Annotated in this window: 21 protein-coding genes and 2 pseudogenes; 1 reads left to right on the top strand and 22 read right to left on the bottom strand. The window is 42.0% G+C overall.

Features of this window, described 5'->3' with window-relative positions; translation table 11 throughout:
• Positions 1-2: 2 nt before the first annotated feature.
• The 17 genes from PVV70_RS06225 to PVV70_RS06305 all read right to left on the bottom strand — a co-directional run bounded on the left by PVV70_RS06225 (position 3) and on the right by PVV70_RS06305 (position 11,102).
• The gene (locus PVV70_RS06225; protein WP_273758410.1) at positions 3-1,625 is read right to left on the bottom strand and encodes a hypothetical protein; all 1,623 of its coding nucleotides are present in this window, start codon (positions 1,623-1,625) and stop codon (positions 3-5) included.
• The gene (locus PVV70_RS06230) at positions 1,618-2,199 is read right to left on the bottom strand and encodes a phage protein Gp27 family protein (protein ID WP_273758411.1); all 582 of its coding nucleotides are present in this window, start codon (positions 2,197-2,199) and stop codon (positions 1,618-1,620) included. The genes PVV70_RS06225 and PVV70_RS06230 overlap by 8 nt, the downstream gene beginning before the upstream one ends.
• Positions 2,162-2,518 carry a hypothetical protein gene (locus PVV70_RS06235; RefSeq protein WP_273757093.1) on the bottom strand — a complete coding sequence of 119 codons (357 nt, stop codon included), beginning with the start codon at positions 2,516-2,518 and terminating at the stop codon, positions 2,162-2,164. The genes PVV70_RS06230 and PVV70_RS06235 overlap by 38 nt, the downstream gene beginning before the upstream one ends.
• On the bottom strand, positions 2,515-2,829 hold the full coding sequence (locus tag PVV70_RS06240; RefSeq protein WP_273722809.1) for a DUF2730 family protein: 315 nt from the start codon (positions 2,827-2,829) through the stop codon (positions 2,515-2,517). Before PVV70_RS06240 ends, PVV70_RS06235 begins: the two co-directional genes overlap by 4 nt.
• Positions 2,826-2,987, bottom strand: a complete 162-nt coding sequence (locus PVV70_RS06245; RefSeq protein ID WP_273758412.1) for a hypothetical protein — start codon at positions 2,985-2,987, stop codon at positions 2,826-2,828. Before PVV70_RS06245 ends, PVV70_RS06240 begins: the two co-directional genes overlap by 4 nt.
• Before the next feature lie 46 nt (positions 2,988-3,033).
• A complete protein-coding gene (locus PVV70_RS06250) occupies positions 3,034-3,372 on the bottom strand; it encodes a hypothetical protein (protein ID WP_273758413.1) in 339 nt (112 codons plus the stop codon).
• Positions 3,365-3,652, bottom strand: coding sequence for a hypothetical protein (locus PVV70_RS06255; protein WP_273758414.1), 288 nt, complete (start codon positions 3,650-3,652; stop codon positions 3,365-3,367). The genes PVV70_RS06250 and PVV70_RS06255 overlap by 8 nt, the downstream gene beginning before the upstream one ends.
• Positions 3,649-4,230, bottom strand: coding sequence for a peptidoglycan-binding protein (locus PVV70_RS06260; protein ID WP_273758415.1), 582 nt, complete (start codon positions 4,228-4,230; stop codon positions 3,649-3,651). The genes PVV70_RS06255 and PVV70_RS06260 overlap by 4 nt, the downstream gene beginning before the upstream one ends.
• Positions 4,231-4,317: 87 nt before the next feature.
• Positions 4,318-4,725 carry a helix-turn-helix domain-containing protein gene (locus PVV70_RS06265; protein ID WP_273758416.1) on the bottom strand — a complete coding sequence of 136 codons (408 nt, stop codon included), beginning with the start codon at positions 4,723-4,725 and terminating at the stop codon, positions 4,318-4,320.
• Positions 4,726-4,731: 6 nt separating this feature from the next.
• Entirely contained in the window at positions 4,732-5,349 is a 618-nt protein-coding gene (locus PVV70_RS06270) for a regulatory protein GemA (protein WP_275064708.1), read from the bottom strand.
• Between the two features lie 8 nt (positions 5,350-5,357).
• Positions 5,358-5,981, bottom strand: a complete 624-nt coding sequence (locus PVV70_RS06275; protein ID WP_273758478.1) for a DUF3164 family protein — start codon at positions 5,979-5,981, stop codon at positions 5,358-5,360.
• A 14-nt stretch (positions 5,982-5,995) separates the two neighbouring features.
• Positions 5,996-6,247: a hypothetical protein gene (locus PVV70_RS06280; protein ID WP_273758418.1), complete on the bottom strand. Its 252-nt coding sequence runs from the start codon at positions 6,245-6,247 to the stop codon at positions 5,996-5,998.
• A complete protein-coding gene (locus tag PVV70_RS06285) occupies positions 6,244-6,513 on the bottom strand; it encodes a hypothetical protein (protein WP_273722794.1) in 270 nt (89 codons plus the stop codon). Before PVV70_RS06285 ends, PVV70_RS06280 begins: the two co-directional genes overlap by 4 nt.
• Entirely contained in the window at positions 6,510-7,541 is a 1,032-nt protein-coding gene (locus tag PVV70_RS06290; protein ID WP_273758419.1) for an AAA family ATPase, read from the bottom strand. Before PVV70_RS06290 ends, PVV70_RS06285 begins: the two co-directional genes overlap by 4 nt.
• 350 nt (positions 7,542-7,891) lie before the next feature.
• Positions 7,892-9,871: a transposase domain-containing protein gene (locus PVV70_RS06295; RefSeq protein WP_273758420.1), complete on the bottom strand. Its 1,980-nt coding sequence runs from the start codon at positions 9,869-9,871 to the stop codon at positions 7,892-7,894.
• Entirely contained in the window at positions 9,868-10,326 is a 459-nt protein-coding gene (locus tag PVV70_RS06300; RefSeq protein ID WP_273758421.1) for a hypothetical protein, read from the bottom strand. Before PVV70_RS06300 ends, PVV70_RS06295 begins: the two co-directional genes overlap by 4 nt.
• A complete protein-coding gene (locus PVV70_RS06305; protein ID WP_273758479.1) occupies positions 10,323-11,102 on the bottom strand; it encodes a chromosome partitioning protein in 780 nt (259 codons plus the stop codon). Before PVV70_RS06305 ends, PVV70_RS06300 begins: the two co-directional genes overlap by 4 nt.
• A gap of 641 nt (positions 11,103-11,743) precedes the next feature.
• Here PVV70_RS06305 and PVV70_RS09735 point away from each other — a divergent pair.
• A pseudogene (locus tag PVV70_RS09735) lies at positions 11,744-15,513 on the top strand (autotransporter outer membrane beta-barrel domain-containing protein).
• Positions 15,514-15,976: 463 nt separating this feature from the next.
• Here PVV70_RS09735 and PVV70_RS06325 read toward each other — a convergent pair.
• From PVV70_RS06325 to PVV70_RS06345, 5 genes and pseudogenes are all read right to left on the bottom strand, one after another.
• A complete protein-coding gene (locus PVV70_RS06325; RefSeq protein ID WP_273758425.1) occupies positions 15,977-16,759 on the bottom strand; it encodes an ABC transporter ATP-binding protein in 783 nt (260 codons plus the stop codon).
• Positions 16,746-17,543 (bottom strand): annotated as a pseudogene (locus tag PVV70_RS06330) (ABC transporter ATP-binding protein); the annotation flags it as partial. The gene PVV70_RS06325 and the pseudogene PVV70_RS06330, both read right to left, overlap by 14 nt.
• Positions 17,544-17,622: 79 nt before the next feature.
• Positions 17,623-18,552 (bottom strand): ABC transporter permease, encoded by a 930-nt coding sequence (locus tag PVV70_RS06335; RefSeq protein ID WP_273758427.1) that lies wholly within the window; start codon positions 18,550-18,552, stop codon positions 17,623-17,625.
• Between the two features lie 2 nt (positions 18,553-18,554).
• Positions 18,555-19,628 (bottom strand): ABC transporter permease, encoded by a 1,074-nt coding sequence (locus PVV70_RS06340; RefSeq protein WP_273758428.1) that lies wholly within the window; start codon positions 19,626-19,628, stop codon positions 18,555-18,557.
• 112 nt (positions 19,629-19,740) lie between these two features.
• A complete protein-coding gene (locus PVV70_RS06345) occupies positions 19,741-21,342 on the bottom strand; it encodes an ABC transporter substrate-binding protein (RefSeq protein ID WP_273758429.1) in 1,602 nt (533 codons plus the stop codon).
• Between the last annotated feature and the right edge of the window lie 245 nt (positions 21,343-21,587).

Below are 21,587 nucleotides of genomic sequence, written 5' to 3' on the forward strand. Positions count from 1 at the left end.
CATCAATAAATCTTTGATCGCATTGTTGAAAAAAAAGGCGTTGAAAAGAGTGAGCTTTCATCAAAACCATAAGCCTCTCTCACAGGTGTATAATCATAAATTTCAGGCGTCTGCCGGCTAGCAAAATAAGCCAAAGCACAAGCAATGGCGCTATCACCATGGCGCATAAAACCATCACTGCCTTTAAAACGATGATTGTCTGGAATTTTCACAATGCCATTGACATAAGCAAGCGCTTGATGATCCGCAACAATGTCACTATCGCGCGGCAAAACAATGGACCCATCCCCAAAAGCTTCCAAATAAGCCGGCATTTCTTTGCCATACCAACTTTGCGACAATTGCACTTCCCGCACCAGCCCCCCATAACGCTGCGCCGCTTTTTCGGCTAAATAAGCCCCATTGCCCCGTGCATCCAAAGCGCCCCCCAACAAACGCGGCAAACCATTCACCACATAAAATAAAATCTCTCTTTGTTGGTCAAACGGCGTATTGCGCAATTCCACCATAAAACGAACACGGCGCACCAAATCTTGCCCAATTTCCATCACCACAATCGACGTTGCATCGCCACTCCGCGCAAAATCAACGCCAAAAACATGTTGGCGCCGCCGGTCAAGCTCAATATGAAGAGGCTTTAGGTGCCCCTCACACCAATGAAGAGCAGCTTGACTTCGTTGATCATCCGATTGATTTTTAAAATCATCCACACAAGCAAAACGCAACACCGCAATATCAGGCGCACAACAATTTTCAATCTGTAAGCGTGTTAAAGCCGCCCCTTCTTGATCGGCCGGTATCGCATCTAATTCTTGGCGCATAGCAGCCAAACGCACCCCATAAGAGGCACGGATTTGCTTTTCCCATTGTTGCTCAGATGCTAAACTCCACACCTTCCCCTTCATGGCACAAACCCGTTTAAACAAGCCATTTTTAACAGCTTCACCAAAGGGGTAACAATGCACCGAAAAAGGCACTTTGCCTGCGCGCGCCTCACGGATCAATTCATTGAAAGGGTTTAAAACACCGTTATGGGTGGAGATCACACGGATTTTGCCTCCCCAAATCAACAAAGCATTAACCGCATCCAAAACAGAGCGCACATCTTGATGAAACGCCGCCTCGTCAATCACCACAATACCTTGTAACCCACGGATATTTTCAGGGCGGCTCGAAAGCGCCTCAATCCGAAAACCTGAAGCAAAACGCACCCGATAAGCAGAGATATATTTTGTTGACCCATCCCCCCTTTGATCAGAGAATAAAAATTCCTCCACATCCCCACTATTTCTGGTAAGTGCTGAAGCAAAATTGCTCACATAACCAATAAATTCACGTCCCTTTTCTTTGGTGTCTCCAATATAAAAAACATTATCGCCACCAGCTTCACGCGTTGCTGCAGCAATAAGGGTATCATCCAAAGCTTCCGCAAAAGTAATGCCGGTCCGCCGCCCCTTTTCAACCAATTTTAATGGGGACTTATCTTCAATCCATGCGCGTTGATGCGCCATCAAAATCCCTTCCGCTAAAGGATCTTGCTCTTTTGGAAAAGTACTCGCCTGCCAAATATCAAAACCACTTTGATGATCAAAGACATAACTTTTTAAGGGAAGCCTTTCAGTCATTTTTAACCCCCAACACTTGCGCACGAATAGCCCGCGCGCGCTCTTTAGAGAGCCCCGCTGCGACTGCTGCCACCTCAACCGCTTTGCTTGCTTTGGAGGCAAAATCCTTTTCCAACTTTTGCCGCCTCGTGGTCGACAAATGTTCAGCAGCCAAAACCCCTTTGAGCGCATTGGCCAATTCTTGTGCCGCTTTTGGTGAAAGGTTTTTGCCACTGCTTAACGTGGAAAAAATCAGTTCTTTAATCGCCGCTGCCGTCAACAGAGTAATATTATCAGAAGCTTTGGCATCAAAACGTTTTGAAAGGCTTGCTGCAATTTCTCTTGTCTGTTCTAGACGCCGTGACATCACCGCTAAACGCAAAGAATAACGATTAAAACTCGAAAAAGAGGGTATAGAAAAGCTTAAACCCGTTTCCTTTTGTAAAGCCTTCAAAGCCACTTTAAACTCACTATAAATAGCCATTTGTGTCTTCTCACGCCCATTTAAAGCCTCAGCAGCTGCAGCAATGATTTGATCACAAGCTTGCGGCAATAAATCAATCGCCGTTAAACGTCCACGCCCGACCTTGCGCATCTTTTACCTCGTCTTTTATTGATGAACGTTTAGGCCGCTTAATCCCCTCAATGGAAAAGCTTCGGTCTAAATGACGCGCTCCCCGTTCTGTTAAAGCCGCAAGAAAAACCGAACCTGCCTGTTTTAATGTGACAGCACCTTGATCTTCCATAAAAGCCAGTTCATTATGCACAAAATCGCGATCGCGCCGGATACCATAACTGTATAAAAGCCGCTCAATCATCGCACTCGATAAAGTTTCACTGCGCTCACAAGCAAGCCCTTTTAAAATAATCAGCCGCGCTTCTTCACGGATGATTTTATCCATATCTGCTTTCATTTCTTGGCATTCTCCAGTAAAAACTCTTGCAAGCGCTCACCAATCGCCCCCACCGTTTGTAACTGTGCAGAAAGCGTATTGAGACGACCATCTAAACGTTCCATATTTACTTCCAACCTTTGCAGCGCATCACGATCTGGCAAAAAGTCCATCTCCGTCTCTAACTTTTGCACACGCTCTTTAAGCACTGTCATGTCTTTCAGCATTTCCCGCGCACCAGAAGAAAAATAGGCTCTCAAAACCCCACAAATCGCAATAACCGATAAAAGCAAAGACAACCAACCATTGGCCACACTAATATCTAAATTCACTTGAAAGCCCCCTCCCTCTTGCCTAAAAGCGCTCTCTCCGCTGCTTTTCTGCGCTGTTCGCAGATCAATAAAGCAGCGCGATCACGGCTCCAATAATGCACCACTTCGCGCCCATTCAAAGCACGCTCTGGCAATAAAGCTGGGCGAGCACACGCCATGCGAACAACAGGCGGCAATTCAACCGATAAAAACTGATACGCAAAACTATCCCTTGGCTTGGGTGTTGAGCAAGCGCACACGCTCAAGCCCAATACCACAGCCAGTAGTTGGCAATACTGCATTGACCTTCTCCATTTTCACTAGCTTTTGTTCCAAAGCCGAAATCACCCCTTGCGCTTGATGCTCGGCTTCAAACGCGGCTTGCCTTTGTCGCTCCATTTCAAGCTGTGCACGTGCTGAAACCTTGGCAATCTCCAACTGCCAATACAAATCACGCGCCTTTTCCGCTTTTAAAACTCGCGCTTTCATAAAGCCAAAAGCCGTAAACATCACACTTGCCAAAAACAACAAACCAAAAGACAGTTTTGAAACAGAATTAAACATTGCGCTTATCCCCCCACCCCGTTATCTCCACCCCATCATAGGAGCTGCTATGCCGCTTATGGGAATGTTTCCTATTAGAAAAATCCACAGAACCAAAACCGCGGTGCACACCCAAATTGCCAACAATAATCGCAACCATCGAAGGAATAGAAATGCCGGCCATATCAACAATATGCGGTGCCCCCCACAAGCCACCAGAAATGAGCAAAAAAATAACCCCCCAAGCAAACCAAAAGGACCACCATAAATAACGTCGAGAACCACGATAAGACGGTTTCATGCCTTCACCTCGCATGACAGCCCCAAAAGCTTTTTAGCGCGATTAAGATACGTCAAACGTTGCACAAGTCCATTCTTGCCCCCATTAATCGCCTTAGTAATCCTCACGACATCATCTTGGTCAGCAAACCTATTCAAACCTTTCATCTGCCAAAACCAAATGGCAGACCAAAGCGCTGCTGGAAATCTTTCCACCACTTCTGGAAATGCTTCACAATCAACCGCTTGTTCATCGACTAAGCGCCAAAAATTCGTAAAACGACGATAATTATTCCGCCCCGTTAATTGGATCAAACCACGCCCCTTAAAATGCACACCATCCCCTGGCTTAACATTGCCTAAATCTTTGCGTCCCTCATAAGCATGCCCAGAGGCATATTCACAAACAGTAAAAAACCCATCACTCTCATGGGCACATTGGCTTAAAAAATGCGCAACACGTAAATGTGTCGTGATCGCCCCATAAGACAAAGCTTCAGGCAGAACCCGTGCCATTTCAACAATAATAAAATCTTGGCGCGCATGATGCGTCAGTTTAGGCGCAAGGCGATGAAGAAAAGAGGCATCTATTGAAATCATAACAAACCACTCAATGAATAAAAATCCATTCGCAGTTTATCGGGTCTCACTCCCCCAAGATAAGCCTGACACTGTCAGTCAAAACTCTCAATACTCATAAAACTCTGGAAATAATAAACCTTGTGGCTCTTTTGAAGAAATTCTCTTCTTCAAGCGATAGGCTGTACGCACATGCATACCAGAAACAGCTGCAGCAGCATCTACCGACCAGCCCTTTTGCAGCGCTTGCATCATTTTTTGCCGCCGTTCAGCATCTCTACCAAGGGGGATAAGAAGGCGCACACCAGAACCATTAAAACAAAAATGGTTGATGAGTAGCTCGGCCTCTTCAAACCCAACAATTTCAATCAACCAATCCGCATTCTCAAGACGCCCCGGTATATAAACTTCTCGTCCGCCAAAAGCACGCATCATATTCCATGCCGCTTCACTGCCCGCAACATCAGCTATTTCACGCAATAAGGCAGGAAAATCGCTATAGATTTCCTCTTGCATGCATGCTTACCCCTCGCTTTTAACACCTTTTCGGATTTTCCGCCCCCAAACATTCATCACTTCTCTAAAATCGCCCCCATCCATCTCGCCCAAAGCTTTACCACTTAACGCCATAACACTTTGATGAAAAGATTCCATATCAAACACAGCATCGGGATTTAAACGCTTCCATTGGGCACACAAAATCAAATATCCTGGCATTTTCTGCCATGAATCTTGAAGCTTTTTCCCTTTCCAGTCAACCCCACCCTCACGTTGCAACCAACCTTTCAACGCCTCAATAGCTCTACACGCATCATCGCTATCGCGTAAAAAGCGAATATGATCAATCCCTGTCTGTCTTTTGACAAAACGCACCAAGGCTTGATCTGAACGATCACGAATGATGCCAAGATTCCACCCTGCAATCCATAAAGCTTGAAGCTTTTTGGCATATTTGCCCTCTAAAAGCTTAGCTTTTGGTTGAAAACCACACGCGCGCATCTCATCGACGACTAAACGCCTTTCTAAAACACTCAAATCTTTTGCCGAGTACTTGCCTGTCAGGCGATAAAGCATCGCCCGATAGGTTTCATCATCAAGCGCTAAAGCACGCCTTCCCATATGAATAGCCGCTAAAGACATGGTTTCCCTCACGTCTTCGCCATATCAAGGGTCACCGCACGCCAAGAGCTTTCTAATGTGTCTCGTTCATAAAAACGCACATATTCCTTAGAGGTCGTCACACGAATAGCTTCACGGATTGCCCGCATTGCTTCTCTCCAGCGGGGATCACTGATATCCAAGCGCAACAGCATAAAAATTTCGCCCCGATTCACCTTGCCTTCCTTATCCGTATTAAAAGCACGCGTAATAATCGCACGGATTTCAGGGCGCGCATCCGCAGACCATTCATTCAAACACTCATCAAGAAGGCTTTTGGCAATTTGCAATTGCGGTCCAAAATCAACACTTTCCTGTACTTGCACCTTAATGCGTTGCAAACCATCAAAGCTTGTGTAAGTACAATTGCCCTTTTTGCCACGCCGCTCTACACCATATTCTTGCGCAAGCAAACTATCAAAATCACTCAAATCCGCAATCGTATGGTTGTTAAAACGTGCAATCCTTGCCGATAACTCTTTCGCAAAACCCATAATTTTGCGCACCGTTTCATCCTCTAATAAATCCGCAGGGCGGATCAGGCTTACCGGCACCAAAGCCCCTTTTGCATCCTTCATATAACGTGTGCCTTCAAGTTCAATTTGTGGATTCATCACCAACTTCCTCCTTATGTTTTTTGAAAACGACGAAACGGCACAACATCCCCTGAAGAAGGCGCACATCCCGCTTTCAATTGCCAACGACACCGCATAAGCTCATGACCTAAAATGTGGTTATAGCCCGCTAGGCGGCGCAAATACTCATTTAATTCTCGAACATCTTGTCCATGCAAAAAAATCCCATTCACTTCATGTTTTAATAAGGCAGAGCGCAAAGCAACCAAGCAATCGCTCACCATATAAGGGTTCCGTTCCATCATTTTCCGCCTCCAAAATCCATATAAATCACACGATTGGTCTTATCTTCATCTCGATCAGAGCCTTCACACTCAGCCAAAACTTCTGCAACTTCAGCTTCCAAAACCGCATCCGCTTCCCCCAAACGGTGAACACTCAATTCCAATTCAAGCAATAACGCCAAATCAACACACAATTTAAGCTTTTCTCCAATATCAAAACCACATTGATAATCGTCATAAAGACCAACAAGCGTATCGGATAATTCTTTGTCGCATAAAGGGATCATGCCAATTCCTCCACGTCACGGTTTTTCCATGCCGCTTTGACATGTTTCAGGGTCACCTCACACCCATCTCCAAGCGCTGCCATACGTGCCAACATCATGGTTTTATCAATTTGCCGCAAAGCTCCAGCCTTTAAGCCTATCCCTGTCAAAAACTTTATCGCCCCAACATCTTCAATTCCCCAATCATGAATACGCGCTGCAATATCCTCACTATAGGGTTTGCGGCGCTTCAGATGCATTGCCAATCGGCTTTTAATTTGCGCATAAGAGGGACCATTTTGACGGTGAACCAACCGCCCCGAGATCTCATCATTCCCAACCAAAGCGAGCCCCGTACCATTGATATCAACAAAGTGACGCAACTGATTAATCGCCTCATCCGTTAAATTTTGCGCCTCATCAACGATCAACAATGTTCCACCCCCCACACGCTCTAATCTCTTGCCAATGGCACGCGTTAAGCGGGTGGGATTATATTCCACCACTTCCAATTCTGCTGCCATATCATTCAAAATACCATGAACACTGCGCGTATGCGGGCTGGCTGTCACCAGATAAACATGCGGGCGGGTAGAGCGGTAATAGCGGCAGGTTTCCGTCTTGCCACTACCCGCATCAAGCGTAATCATCACCATATCCCCCGTACTTTGTGCCAGTGTTAGCGTGTCAATGATTTCACAAGCTATACGGTTCTTTTGAAACGCAGGCTTTTCTGGGATCATCTCCAAAAGCCCTGCCGTTTCTTTTAACGCTTCAACCCATTGTTGCACTTTGGCATTTTGCTTGCCCAATTGCCCCGCATAACTACCCGCATACCACTGCGAAAAGGTGCCATCCGGCATACCTATGCGCCGCGCCACTTCTGCTTTAGTCCAGCCATTCGTCCGTCCTAAAGCGCGCACTGAATCCACAAGCGCATCCCATAAAGCAATATCATCACTGTTGCGGTTTTGTGCTGTTCCATTAGGCTGGATTTTAGGTCGCGCCCAAGGATTTTTATCGACCGTTGCATTTATCGCGTTTTTCATGTATATTCCCCTTTCGTATTGATTTTAGACTACTGATAAGGGGAAGGGCTCCAACCAGCCCCTTATCTTTGGTCTTCAATGAACATTTAAAGCCGTACGCGATACTAAAACGGCTAACCTTATAAAATCCCCTTCTCCTTCGTCTTTTGGGAAAGTTGAATCACTCCATGTTCCTCACCTAGTCAGATAAAGGCATCTGAAGATTTGCCTAAAAATTTAATTGTATTGATTAAAACTTTTAAAGGATTAAGACTTCTCCCCCCCCTTTCTTTGTTAACGCTTCAAGCTGGTACGCGATACAAAACCAGCTTCCTTTTGAGAATTCTTGCAAATCCCCCCTCTTTCCTTTCCTATCGTTTAGGAAACTTAATCACTTCACGCCCCTCATCAGAGGCGGAAAACTTTCTTAAAGCTTTATGCAAGTGCGTGCTAAATTCTTCCTCCCCCAAAACCTCATCATCGTCTGCTGTCAAAGCTAAATTCCCCACATGGTTTGGCATCAAGCGGCTCACCTTCGGCTTTATCGGAGCCTTGGATTTCAACGCTTCATCCTTTTTCTCAAAGCGCCCATAAACATCGGCCAAGTGATCAGGCGCAAGCTTTGCTGCTAGCTGTTTTTCTGCTTTAACAGCCTTCACATATTCTTTACGCAAACGCCCATTCAAGCGCGCCGCATGCTGGTCATAAAAACCTACATCACAAAGGCATGGTGCCAAACAAAGCAACCGATTGTTCAAATCATAAACCCGTAAATCTTGATGCAAATTATCCGGATCAAAGCGTACAATAACCTTCTTCCCCGCATGCTCATTCAACGCCCGCGCCCAATAACGATTGCCATAAAAATGGATCTCGCCCGTCCCCTTTTGCGCACGCAATGCCTCAGAGGTTAAAAGCCATAAAGCCCTCTGTGCTGCGCTCGCTTGCCGAACTATCGTCCCCTCGGCTTGCAAGCTCTCAGTAAAGGTCTCATCAAAACTGCGCCCCGCACAATTAACCGCCTTACGCCCCGCTTGCGCATTGTGTGCACAAATTTGCGCACCAACATGGGCTTTGAATTCTTCAAATCCTATCGCACGCTTGCCATAATCTTCCGGCTTGGCATCCGGTTTATTGCCCGTATAAGCCCCCGCACAAAAGGGATGTTTAGAAATCGCTTCTGCCAGATCACGCCATGCCCGCTCAATCGGTTTAGACTGTCCGCTATAAGGTGTGGTCCATTGCAATTGAATGCCCAAACTGGTCAAAAGACCCTGCGGTTCATCCGCCTTAATCTTAAAACGAAAGCGGTTTTGCACACCTCCAGAAATCCACTTGCTGGTAAAGGCACGCCCATTATCCAAGGTCATACGCTCTGGTATTCCATAAGCCTCCACCATATCCCCAATCACCAAACGCACGATTTCCCAAGTCTCAGCATCTGATAAGCGCCACGATAAAATCTTGCCCGAATAAAGATCTTGAATGGCAATCAGATAAAGCCGCACAGGCTTTTCTGTCCAAGGAACATTCACAAAAACATCCAGCTTATGTCCATCCATATTCACTGCTTGCAGTGCATGCAGGCTCGAGCGATCACGCCGTTGGGCGGGATAAAGCTTCTTTGCCGTCTCCTCTCCCTCACGCGCTAAAACCACAACCGCTTTGGAAACTTGCGCCTTAAAACGACGCCGCAAAGCCCGCTCAGAAGGAATGGGCGCCCAACCTTTCTCCTGCGCAACCGAAACCATCCGCCGATAACATGCCGAAAAAGCAGGGCGAGAGGAACGCAAATAATCCGAACATAAAACCTCCCACGCCCCCTCATGACACGGCGCAAATTGCGAAACAGTCTCCTCACCATAACAAGGCGCCAGCGCTGCCAACCAATCACACCTCTCATACCCTTCAACCATCTGCCGCCAATTAAAAAGCGACATCCGGCTAACCCCAAATTGCACCGCACTCAAACTTGCCGCATCATGCACACCCATACCGCCATGGAGCAAATCTTCCCAAAAACAAAGCGCCTTCAAACGCTCTTCACAGCGCCTTTTATGCGCCTTTGAAAGCCCCTCATAACGCACCCAAATACTTGTCTTTTGCTCCCCTTGCGTTTGTTTCACATCAACACCCACTCCAAACCGCACCAACAATGCCGCCTGCGCCCCCTCCGGCAATAAAGAAATGTGATACTCCCAAACCGGCTTGGTTTTGCCTAATGTTTGGCGAAACAATTGTGTATTCAAACGCCATTTCTTAAGCGCAAGATTGTTGAGACCGATCTTTGTTTTCGGCAATCCTGGCAAAGCCGCTTCAGCCAATTCAGCAATACTAAACCATTCTTTCATGGCTGCCCCCTTTTAATGCGCACTGGTGTTGCACGCATGGCTTTCAAGCGCACAGCAATCTCCCGCTGTTCCTGCTGGAGGCGCGCAATTTCTGCCAAACGCGCTTCATCCCCTTGCAACAACAGCAAACCATCTTCACTCACCACCTCATCCCAGAGCCAAAATGCCTCTGTCGCCCGCACAAATGCCTTAAACCGTGGTAGGGAAATATCCACCTGCTTTCTTTCCGCAACATAAGCATCCAAACTCGCCTTACTCAAACAACCAATGCCTAAATAATGCGCCATACGCTCTGCAATCACACTGCGCTCAACCCGACATTCTCTTAAAGCGCGTGCCATCGCCCGCTTAATGCGTGAGCGAAACCGCACTAAATCAATCTGCGCAACGGGTTCACGGCAAGGAAAAACCGGCTTTTGAAAAAAATCAAGTTGATGAGAACCACGCGTCTTCATGCCTGCCCCTCCCCCGATTGTTTGTTCAAATAATCATAAAACCGCGCCCGTGTCTGTGCATCTGCTCTCTGCCACACACTCAACAATTGAGCAAAAATCCGTTCCTGCTCATTAATTTGCGGAGGCGTATTAATCCCATTGACCAAATCAACAGCCCGCCGTAAATCCCCCTCAACCTGTTGTAAAGCAATCGCCACCCGCCGTTGCGAAACCGGCTCCATCTTTGCTAATTTCAACAACTGCGCTTGATTATCTGCTAAGGCGGTCCCCCGCAAAACAGACCGCAACTCCGGCTGTAAATGCCGTGCAATGCTGTTAAGACGTTTTACAACATCTTGAGAAAAACCAATGCGGTCCGCCACATGTTTAGCAAAAGATAAAACTGTCCCTTTGCCATCCTTTCCCTCTATTTGAGCAATAGGTGCAAGTTGCACCAATTGCTCAAAATCTGTCTCACCACCGATCAAAGGTGCAACTTGCACCTTTGATTTTCTGTCCCCTTCACACCCAGTTTCATTGTGCTCTACAGAACCATCTTTTGGCAAAGGTGCAACTTGCACCTTTGCCACTTTGTCCTTTGTATATTGATTACCATGGTCACCACCACGTTGAATCTCTCCGTACTTCTTTTCCCACAATTCGCGATACGTCTGCACAAAAAGCGCACGGTCAATCACTGACAATTCATTGCGAAACAAATTCTCTGCAACCTCTAAAAGCGCAGCATTTTTAAAAGGAAAAACACAGGCGCGTATCTTTTTTGCTTTTTTGGTTATTTTTGGCTGATTTTGCAATGCGCTTCACATTTTATCGGATTTTTTTCAAAGGGTCTTCAAAGGCGGTTTTCTGGGCTTTCACAGACTTTTTTAAAATCTTCACAGGGTTTTCAAAGACCTTTCAAAGCCTTCTCTCACTTTTGCTTTCAAAGACTCGTTTGATACATAGCTTACCTAATGAAAAATGGAGATAAGAACAATTAGTCATCACAGATTCCACCTTAATCACATCTTTTTCCACCCAGTATAAAACATCAAGTCAAACTACACACAAAAAAATTATTCTTTATTGACTTTAAAACGATAGAAGCTCTTCCATTTTTAGAAAATATACAACTTTTAAAATACTGCTCTTTTCTAATGTCTTTTCTATTTCTGTATTTCTTTAATCATAAACCAAATATTGATACCAAAGTATATCTCGCTATCAATAAAAATACATTATTTGCTAAATTAAATATTGCAGATTCAAAAATAAATTAAACTTTAATTTTGACAAAAAAAGCAAAATAAACTATCAAATTTATGCATTATTAAAATCAATATCTATCTTCTATTCTTCTTTTGAAGACTGCGGGGAAGTGAATATTAGGGGCTTCAAAAGGAAAGTATTTGTGTGTAAAAAATCCCTTCTGTCATCTATGGCAACAGCAGCAATTATACTGTTTAATGTTCAATTGAGTGCACATGCTAAATCTCTTAAAGTTTTTGATGGAAAAACCGTAACAATACATGGAAATACCTATGATGCACTTCATGCAAAAAATGGCAGTAAAATCATCGGTAAGCATTTAACAGTAACACACTCAAACGATGCATACGCTATAATAGCTGAAGGCTCTAACACTGCAATTGAATTGCTAGATGGCACAACAATTAAAGGAACTGCTTCTGACATTTTATTTGGTCTTGAAGTAAAAGAGGGTGCTACGCTGAAAATGATCGGGGGAATCGTTACAGTTTCTCGCATAGGCGCTAACTTCTCGAACAGCAAGAGTGATAAAAACGAGCTAAGAAATGTGAAAATATCAAGCAGTAAAAATAAAAAAACTCTTATTACAGGAATAGCTACTGACAAAGAAAGTAATGTCACTTTAGAAAATGTAACCGTTACACAAGCAAAACACGGCATAGTTGCATATAATCAATCTCAAATAATGATCTCTGGAGGATCATTTGAGGGAAAAGACGTAGGGATATATGCTGAAAACGGCAGCAAAATTACTTTAATCAACAGTAAAGAAAGCGCTCCCCAAATTACGTCATCATCAAATGGCAAAGGAATCTATACAAATGGTTTACATTCTACCATCACAATGACGGGTGGAAAAGTATCCGGAGAAGAAGCATTACTTGCAGAAAACGGTGGATACATTAAGGTCACCGATGTTTCTCTAACAACAAATGGCCATGGGGTCGGTGCAGCAGCCGTTATCTCTGATAGTATGATTGAATTGTATGGAAACACAACGATTAAAAATACTGAAGTTGGGCTTGTGGCAATTAATGGTGGCAGAATTAAAATGGTTGGAGGAACCATTATGGCTTCCGCAACTGGCATTGGCTTTGTGAATAGTAAAAGCGATGAAAATAAGCTGGAAAATGTAACAATATCGACCGGTAAAGAGAAAAATTCAGGCAAAGGGATATTTCTAGAAAAAGAAAGTAGGATTACTTTAAAAAATGTAAAAGTGACTCAAACAGGCAACAGCATAATTGCAAATAATCATTCTAAGATAACAGTCTCTGGAGGATCACTTGATTCAAGCTATGCAACAATATGTGCTCAAAATGGCAGCAGCATCATCTTAACCGATAATGCTCAAATTACATCCCATGATGAAGGAGGCCTCTATGCAGAAGGTGCTGGATCCAAGATCACAATGACAACAGGAAGCGTGACAGGAAAATCTACGGCCTTAGAAGCAGACAGAGGTGGCCATATTACGGTCACAAATGTTACTCTAAAAGCAACGAATGATGGCAGCGGTGTAGCTGCTGGTGCAGCTGCCTCTGGCTCTAACAGTGTGATTGAATTGCTTGGAAATACAACAATTAGTAATGTTAAAATCGGAATTGATGCGCAAAACGATAGCACAATCAAAATGATCGGAGGAACCATTAAGAGTTCCGAAGCTGGCGTTCACCTTTTAAAAAATAAGAGCAATAATAAACTGAAAGATGTAACAATACTAAATAGTAAGGACAATGCACTACTGATCAATGGAATAATTGCAAGAAGAAGTAAGATTACTTTAGAAAATGTAACGGTTAAGCAAACAAACAATAGCATAGTTTCAAATAATGATTCTCAAATAACCGTTTCTGGAGGATCATTTAGCGCAAAAGGTGCAGCAATATATGCCCTAAAAGGCAGCACTATTACTTTAACTGACAATGCTCAAATTACATCATCTGATAACAGTGGGCTCTATGCAAAAGACTCAAAATCCACCATCACCATGATAGGAGGAACAGTCATTGCGAAAAAAGATGCATTTGTTGTAAGTAATAATGGACATATTGATGTGAGAGATGTTTCTGCAACAGCAGAAAACAGGGGGATAGCTTTTGAAAAATCTAACAACAATAAAACAGCAGAAGTTAATTTGACCAATACAAAACTTCGTATCAAAAATGGTACTGGAATGAATGCAAATGAATCAACTGGTAAAGTGAATCTCAGAAATTCAGAAATCCATGCTGATGTTTTATTGATAACCAAAGCTTCAGCTAAAAAAAATAATTCTGCCTTTACACTCAATGCCGATCATTCTGTTTTAAAGGGTAGAGTAGACTTTGAAAAAAATTTCAAAACAGTTTTTGATCTGCAAAACAATACAAAATGGACATTGAAAACCAGTACACAAGAAAAAGATGCTGATGGCAAGCTGCTCGATATTGCTCAAAGAGCACGTTCTGATGTTTCTGTTCTTAATCTCAATAACAGCTCTATTGTTTTTGCAGAACCAATAGAAGGACATTACCACACATTGCATATAGGTTCTGGAAAACCAGAGACTAAAGCCGTCTATAATGCAACAGGCAATGCACAGATTTCTTTCAATACTTTGTGGAATGATAGCAAGCCAATAACAGAGCAAAAAACAGATCGTCTTCTGATTCATGGTGATGTTTCAGGTACTACATTGGTTTATGTCACTGGACATTTAAAAAAGAACAATATTGAAGAAAATAATTCTACTCCTAGCAATATGCACGATTTTTCACTGATTCAAGTTTTTGGAAAAGCAAATCTGAACTCTTTTAAACTAGCAAATGGCTATATCACAATAAGTGGTTCACCTTATAAATATATACTGAAAGCTTATGAAACAATGTCAAACCATAGTAAAAACAATGGTAAACAAAATCTTTCAGGAGAAAATAAAAAGTTTTGGGATTTTCGCTTACAGCCAGTACTTCTTGATAATAACTCAAAAGTAAAAACTGTCGTGCCATAAATACAAAGTATTTGATTATGCCAAATGCTCTCTTTTATAGTGGATTGACCGATATGTCTGAGCAAAGCGCATTGTTAGCTAATCTCAGAACATCTGTGTTGAGAAAACAACAAGGAAAACAGAATGGCTTCTTCTTATACACCTATGGAAGCACAGGAACATTATCATCCGCGCGGGGGGGGGCCTCTTAAATATGGGTATGGTGCTGATCTTCGCTATGCCGCTCTTCAAGGAGGTGTCAACTTCACAGCGCTGGAAGGGCATAATACCACAACCACATTTCAGTCTTGTCGGAACCTACGGACAGCTTTCTTTCACTCCAAAGGATATGAAAAACGCAGTGAAGAGCACCATTGATAAGTGGTCACTCACAGCCTATGGCACCCTACAACATAACAATGGTTTCTATCTTGATACACTTTATCCCATGGCATCCTAAAAGGAGAAATCGCCAATGCTCTCGTTGGCAAAACCGCAAAATTGAAAAATGCCAAGATGTTCACAATCTCCACAACTGTTGGCAAACAATTTGCCACCGGAATGGAAGGCATAATATTCGAACCTCACGCACAATTTGCCTATCAACATTTGATGTTTGATACAATTTTAGATGCTAATAATCTGACCATTGACATGCAAAATCCTCATCAATGGATGATCCGTATTGGCGGACGTTTGACCAAAACCATTGCCACTGAAAACAATCATCCTATGTCTTTCTATGGAAAAATCAACTTGATCAAAACCTTTGGGGATGATCGAGCGCTCCATATTGATAAGGATTATAAACTTGATCCTATGGGACCTGCAATTGAAGGCGGTGTTGCATCAATGCACAATTGTCCACGAACCTCTCCCTTCATGGTGATGTGAGTTATCAACAAAAGCTGCAGAAAACGGGTATATCGGGAGCAAGTTTTTCAGGCAGAATACGCTATCAGTTTTAAATCAAAATGAGAAAAATAGCCTATTCATTCTATTCTATTTAACGAAAAAAAGGCAGCATATTGTGCTGCCTTTTTGGTTTATGACGATTTGTTTTTTAAGTGATTTTTAAAACAGAAAACAGCAAAATATTTGAAGACTATCATTGATCATTGGAAATTTTTTACAAAAAACTCTTCTTTTATAAAGAATAAAGCTTAGCATTTTCCAATGAATAATGCCCAAAGCTCTAAAAAAGAGAACAACTAAACATAAAATGATAAACAAAAAACAGGGCAACACTGTCAAACGAAGAATTTATGTTAAAGTCACTTGTATATTTTACAACCAAGGTTCTAATAGGATTTTTAATATTATAGCTCAAACACTATCCAGCAAATTCATGACTAAAAAAAATCCTATTATCCTCCCTTCCCTTTAAACAATGCCGCCAAACATCTTCAAAAACTTCAAAACAAAAAACGATCACGCTCTTTGTTCTCTATGAACAATAGGCTCAATACTGGCTTCAAAAAACACCTTTGTATAATCATGTTGTGCATGTAAATTACGCAATTCATCATTGCTAAGCTCTTCAAGAATAATCCCTTTATGCATAATTCCAACTCGTTCACAAATATGGGCAACAACAGCAAGATCATGGGATACCATCAAATAAGTAAGCTTTTTTCTCGCACGTAACGATTTCAATAAGTTTAAAATTTCAGCCTGTACCGATACATCCAATGCAGATGTTGGCTCATCAAGCAACAAAACCTCTGGCTCGATAATTAAAGCACGAGCAAGCGCAATACGCTGACGCTGCCCTCCAGATAATTCATGAGGATAACGATAAAGAAACGAAGAATTTAAGCCAACGGAATCTAAAGCATCCTCTACCCTTTCTCTTTGATTATCCATGCCATGGATTTTGAGCGATTCAGAAAGAACCGTATGAACCATTTTTCTTGGATGAAGGGATGCATAAGGATCCTGAAAAACCATTTGAATACGACGCAGAAAACTCTTGTCTCTTTTTTTTGCGACCTCTTCTCCATCAAAAAGAAATTTTCCACTATATTCTGGAATAAGCCCAACCAGTGTATTCAAAATAGTCGATTTTCCACATCCTGATTCACCAATCAAACCGTAAGCTTCACCACGCTTAATATGAAAATTAACATTTTTAACAACGGTTACAGCCTTGTGCCTATGCCCAAACGTTACAGATAAATTAGAAACATCAATAATATTCTCACAATTTGCCATGAGGAACCTCCTCAACACCATTAACAATCGTAGGATTATACAACCAATCAGGATCACGCTCAGGAACAGCCAAAACATCAACAGGATTATCAAGCCGTGGTAAACTTGCTAGCAAAGCCTTTGTATAAGGATGACAAGCGTGAGACAAATCAGAAGCAGGCAACTCTTCTAGCACACGTCCCGCATACATCACCAAAATACGATCACAAAAATCGGCAATCATATTCAAATCATGACTAATGAAAATAAGCCCCGTTCCAGACTTTGTCACAAGTTCATCTAATACGGATAAAACTTGTCGTCTAACCGTAATATCAAGAGCAGATGTTGGTTCATCAGCAATAATTAAATCAGGTTTCGGAATGAGCATCATTGCAATCATCACACGCTGCCCCATCCCTCCAGATATTTCATGAGGAAAGAGACGCATCACATGTTCAGGATCACGAATATGGACAGATTCTAACATAGATATGGTTCTCTCCCGCGCTTCAACTTTTGAAACACGGTAATGAATACGGTAAGCCTCCATAATCTGCTCCCCAATCCGTATGAGTGGATTAAGTGAATATTTGGGGTCCTGTAAAATCATTGAAATACGCTTACCGCGGATTTTTCGCATCTGAGGTTCACTTGCAGTCAATAAATCAACATCCTCAAAGCGCATTTTTTTAGCTTTAACAATGGCTGATTTTGGACTCAGCTTTAGTATTGCCCGTCCAGTCATCGATTTTCCAGACCCAGATTCACCAACAATTCCAATTTTTTCTTTTCCGACAGAAAAGCTAACGCCGCGCACAACTTCTGAAATGCCGCGCGTTGTAGGAAAAGAAATACGTAAATCTTCTACTTCTAATAATTTATTATCCATTGCGTGGATCCAATACATCACGAAGACCGTCACCTAAAAGATTGAAAGCAAGGCTTGCAAATAATATTGCGCAGCCTGGTATTGCCGCCAACCACCAATTTGTCATCATAAATTCCCGCCCTGAGGAAAGCATTGCCCCCCATTCAGGACTTGGAAGTTGAGCTCCCAACCCTAAAAATCCGAGGCCAGCAGCCGTTAAAATAATCCCAGACATATCTAAAGTTAATCGGACAATCACTGAAGGAATACACATGGGTGCAACATGAAACAAAATTATCCGCCAAGCAGAAGCACCCTGCAAGCGAACCACAGAAACATAATCAGAAGAACGTATCGTTAAAGTCTCAGCACGTGCTAAACGTGCAATTGGTGGCCATGCTGCAATTGAAATTGCAATAGAAGCATTTTCTATCCCTGGTCCCAATGCAGCTGAAAAGGCAAGAGCTAAAATCAAACCTGGAAAAGCAAGAAAAATATCGACAATACGCATGAGCACAGTATCAACCCATCCCCCCATATAACCAGAGACGGTCCCAACGATAAGGCCTATTGGACCGACAATAATGGTTGTAAGAAAGACAACATAAAGAGTAATACGGGAACCAAAAACAAGGCGACTAAAAATGTCACGTCCTAATTCATCTGTCCCAAAATAATGCGCTATAGAAGGTGGCTGCAACCGATGCCCCAGATCATTGCTAAGAAAATCATGCGTAGCAATCCAAGGAGCAAAAAATGCACATATGATAATAATACAAATAATAAGCAAACCGAATACAGCCGAAAAGTTATGAAAAAACTTAACCAGTGCGTGATAAATTCTTTGTATGTTTGCTTGAATTATGGACCGTGGAACAGGGTCATTTAACCAAGAGCTCAAAGAAGATGATGATTGCGATTGATGATGATTACTGACTGTCATATTCAACGTGTCCTTGGATCAAAAATGCGATAAAGCAAATCAGAAAATAAATTAATGGCGACAAAGATAAATCCTACAAGTAAAGTACATCCTACAACTGCATTCATATCTCCAGCGAGAAGAGCATTTGTCAAATAATGTCCAAAACCAGGCCAAGCAAAAACTGTTTCCGTCAAAACTGCTCCTTCTAATAAAAAAGCATAAGAAAGTGCAACAACGGTAATAACTTGAACAGCAGCATTCCGAAAAGCATGCCCCCAAACCGTTCGCGCCCACGATAATCCCTTTACACGTGCCGTAATGATATATTCCTGATTGAGTTGCTCAATCATAAACCCACGAGTCATACGACTAATATAAGCCATAGCTCCGAAAGCCAAAATCAAAGCAGGCGTAATAATGTGACTAAAGACATTCCCAAAAGCCTCCCATTGTCCTTGGCTCGCAGTATCCCAAAGAAAAAATCCTGTTTTGGGTTCAAAAGAATATTCATAAAGAAAATCAAGTCGTCCTGGACCACCAACCCAGCTAAGTTTAGCATAAAAGATAAACAATGCCATAAGCCCAAGCCAAAATGTCGGCGTAGAATAACTCAAAAGTGTAAAAACACGGACAACATAATCAATAAATGAATCGCGATACATTGCTGCAAAAACACCAAAGGGAATTCCAAGAGTTGTGCCAATGACAATAGCGACCGTTGCAAGCTCTAATGTTGCAGGAAATACGCGCATAATATCTTCTAAAACAGGACGCCCAGACGTTAAAGCATCGCCAAAGTCAAACAAAAATACATTATGAAGATACTTCCAATATTGAACAATCAACGGCTTATCAAGACCCAGCTTATAATACATGGCATCATAAGCTTCCTGACTAATATTATCACCAAGAATAGATAGAACAGGATCGAGGGGGAGAAGATGACCAAGAAAAAAAGTAATCGTCACCAACCCAAGCAATGTGATAAAAACTGAAATAAGAAGTTTTAATCCCTTGAACAAAAAATCCCATAAAAATAATTTTTTCTGCTTTTCTGATACAGCTCTTTCAGTCTCTGAAAGTGGCAAAACCATTATAAAAATCCCCTCTGTAGCGACAAAACATAAAGTGAATACCTTTTTTTATAGAATGGAACAATTTCTTATTAAGCATGTTCTGCAATTCTTCTCTATAACATGCTTCTTTTTATTTTTCTGCTTCATTGTAGTAAAGTCTGTAACTATTCCAAACCCATTTTTTAACATCAGTTCCCATACCAACGGTATAATATGTCTGAAATAAATAAACCATAGGACCATGCTCTAGCACATAATGCTGTAAAGTACGATATTGCATAATACGCTTCTTAGGGTCTTGTTCAAACAAAGCATCCATCACCATTTTATTAATATTTTCATCATAATATCCAGCGCGCCAAGCCAAATACATATTATGCTTTTTCGTAAATGTTGGATCAGGATTAAACACATGATTCAATGAAGCAGGATGTCCATCAGGATCAGCACTCCCCCACCCCATAAGGGCCGTATCATAATTTCCACCACGTACACGACTCAATAATTGATTTTGAGCCATTTTTTCAATGGTAAGCTCAACACCAATTTTGTGTGCATTCGCTTGAATAGACTGTGCAACAGACGACATATAACTAAGGCTACCTACTAAAAGATTAGCTTTAAAGCCGTTAGGATACCCAGCTTCAGTAATTAACTGTTTTGCTTTTTTCAAATCTAACTTAAAAGGCAGACCTTCTTTTTCATCCAAAGCACCCGGAACACCTAAAGACATATAAGTTGCCCGCGGAATAGCAATCCCCTTCAAAACAGTTTTTCCAAGACCTTCATAATCAATCAAATAACGAAGTGCCAATCTGACCTTTTCGTTCGCAAAAATTGCATTCTTATTATTTAACGATAGATAAATAATCTGCGGACGCAAAACACGACTAATTTTGACTGCTCCCCCCTTTTTTTCAAGGTCTAAAATATCCTCTGAGGAGAGATCTCGCGCTATATCCACATCGCCTTTTTCTAAAAGAAGCCTTTGACTAGCTGAATCCGCTACATGTCGTACAACAATCTGCTTAATTTTAGGCACATCCCCCCAATAATGCTGCGTAGCTTTTAATACAACTTTATCCCCTGGAGACCAACTTGCCAATTTATAAGGTCCAACACAAGCCGAATGTGTCGCTAAATATTTATTCCCCATATCACCGTTAATACTCTGCGCTTCAATTGTTTTCCGATCAAGCAAAGCAGAAGCATAAGATTGCCCAATAACCGTCAATATGAGCTGAATAGGATAGGATTTATCTAATTTTAATTGTAAAGTCTTATCATCAAGAGCCTGAATATTTGTTTCAACATTATCTTTGGTAAATCCATAGTCCATTAAAGATTGAGCATAACTCAAGCCTAATTTAATAATCCGTCGCATTGACCATACGAGATCATATGCCGTTGCCGTTCTTCCATCATCAAACTTTAAATCATCACGAAGATGAAAAACTATTCTTTTGCCATGATCTAAAACGTCCCAAGATTTTGCCATAGCAGGACGAATTTTTGTAGGATCATGCTCATCATATTGCACAAGCGCGCTGCAAATATTCGTCAACAACTCACTCGTCACAACTTCAACAGTTTGTGCTGGATCAAAACTACTCATTGAATCGATATTCCATGCCATCACCAATATGTCCTTAGATGAGGCACTGAATGCTGATGTTACAACCCCATTAAAAAAAACTATTGTGCTTAATAAAACACAAATTCTTTTCAACATTCTTTTTTCCCCATTTTATCTCTTCCTATTGTATTTTTGTACCTTTTCACACAAAGTGATTATGATTTTGGTCTTTCACCTTTTAAACAGCATGGTATCAAACATCAACTTCATTTAATCGAACCAAGCATCTATAAAATAATTCTCTCATACATCAAACTATTATTTAGGACGCTGAGAATCTGTATGACCATAAACCAAAAATTTTCCAATATAACTTCCCATATTCATCTCTCCCTATAACT

It is taken from the genome of Bartonella sp. AU55XJBT (assembly GCF_028618525.1).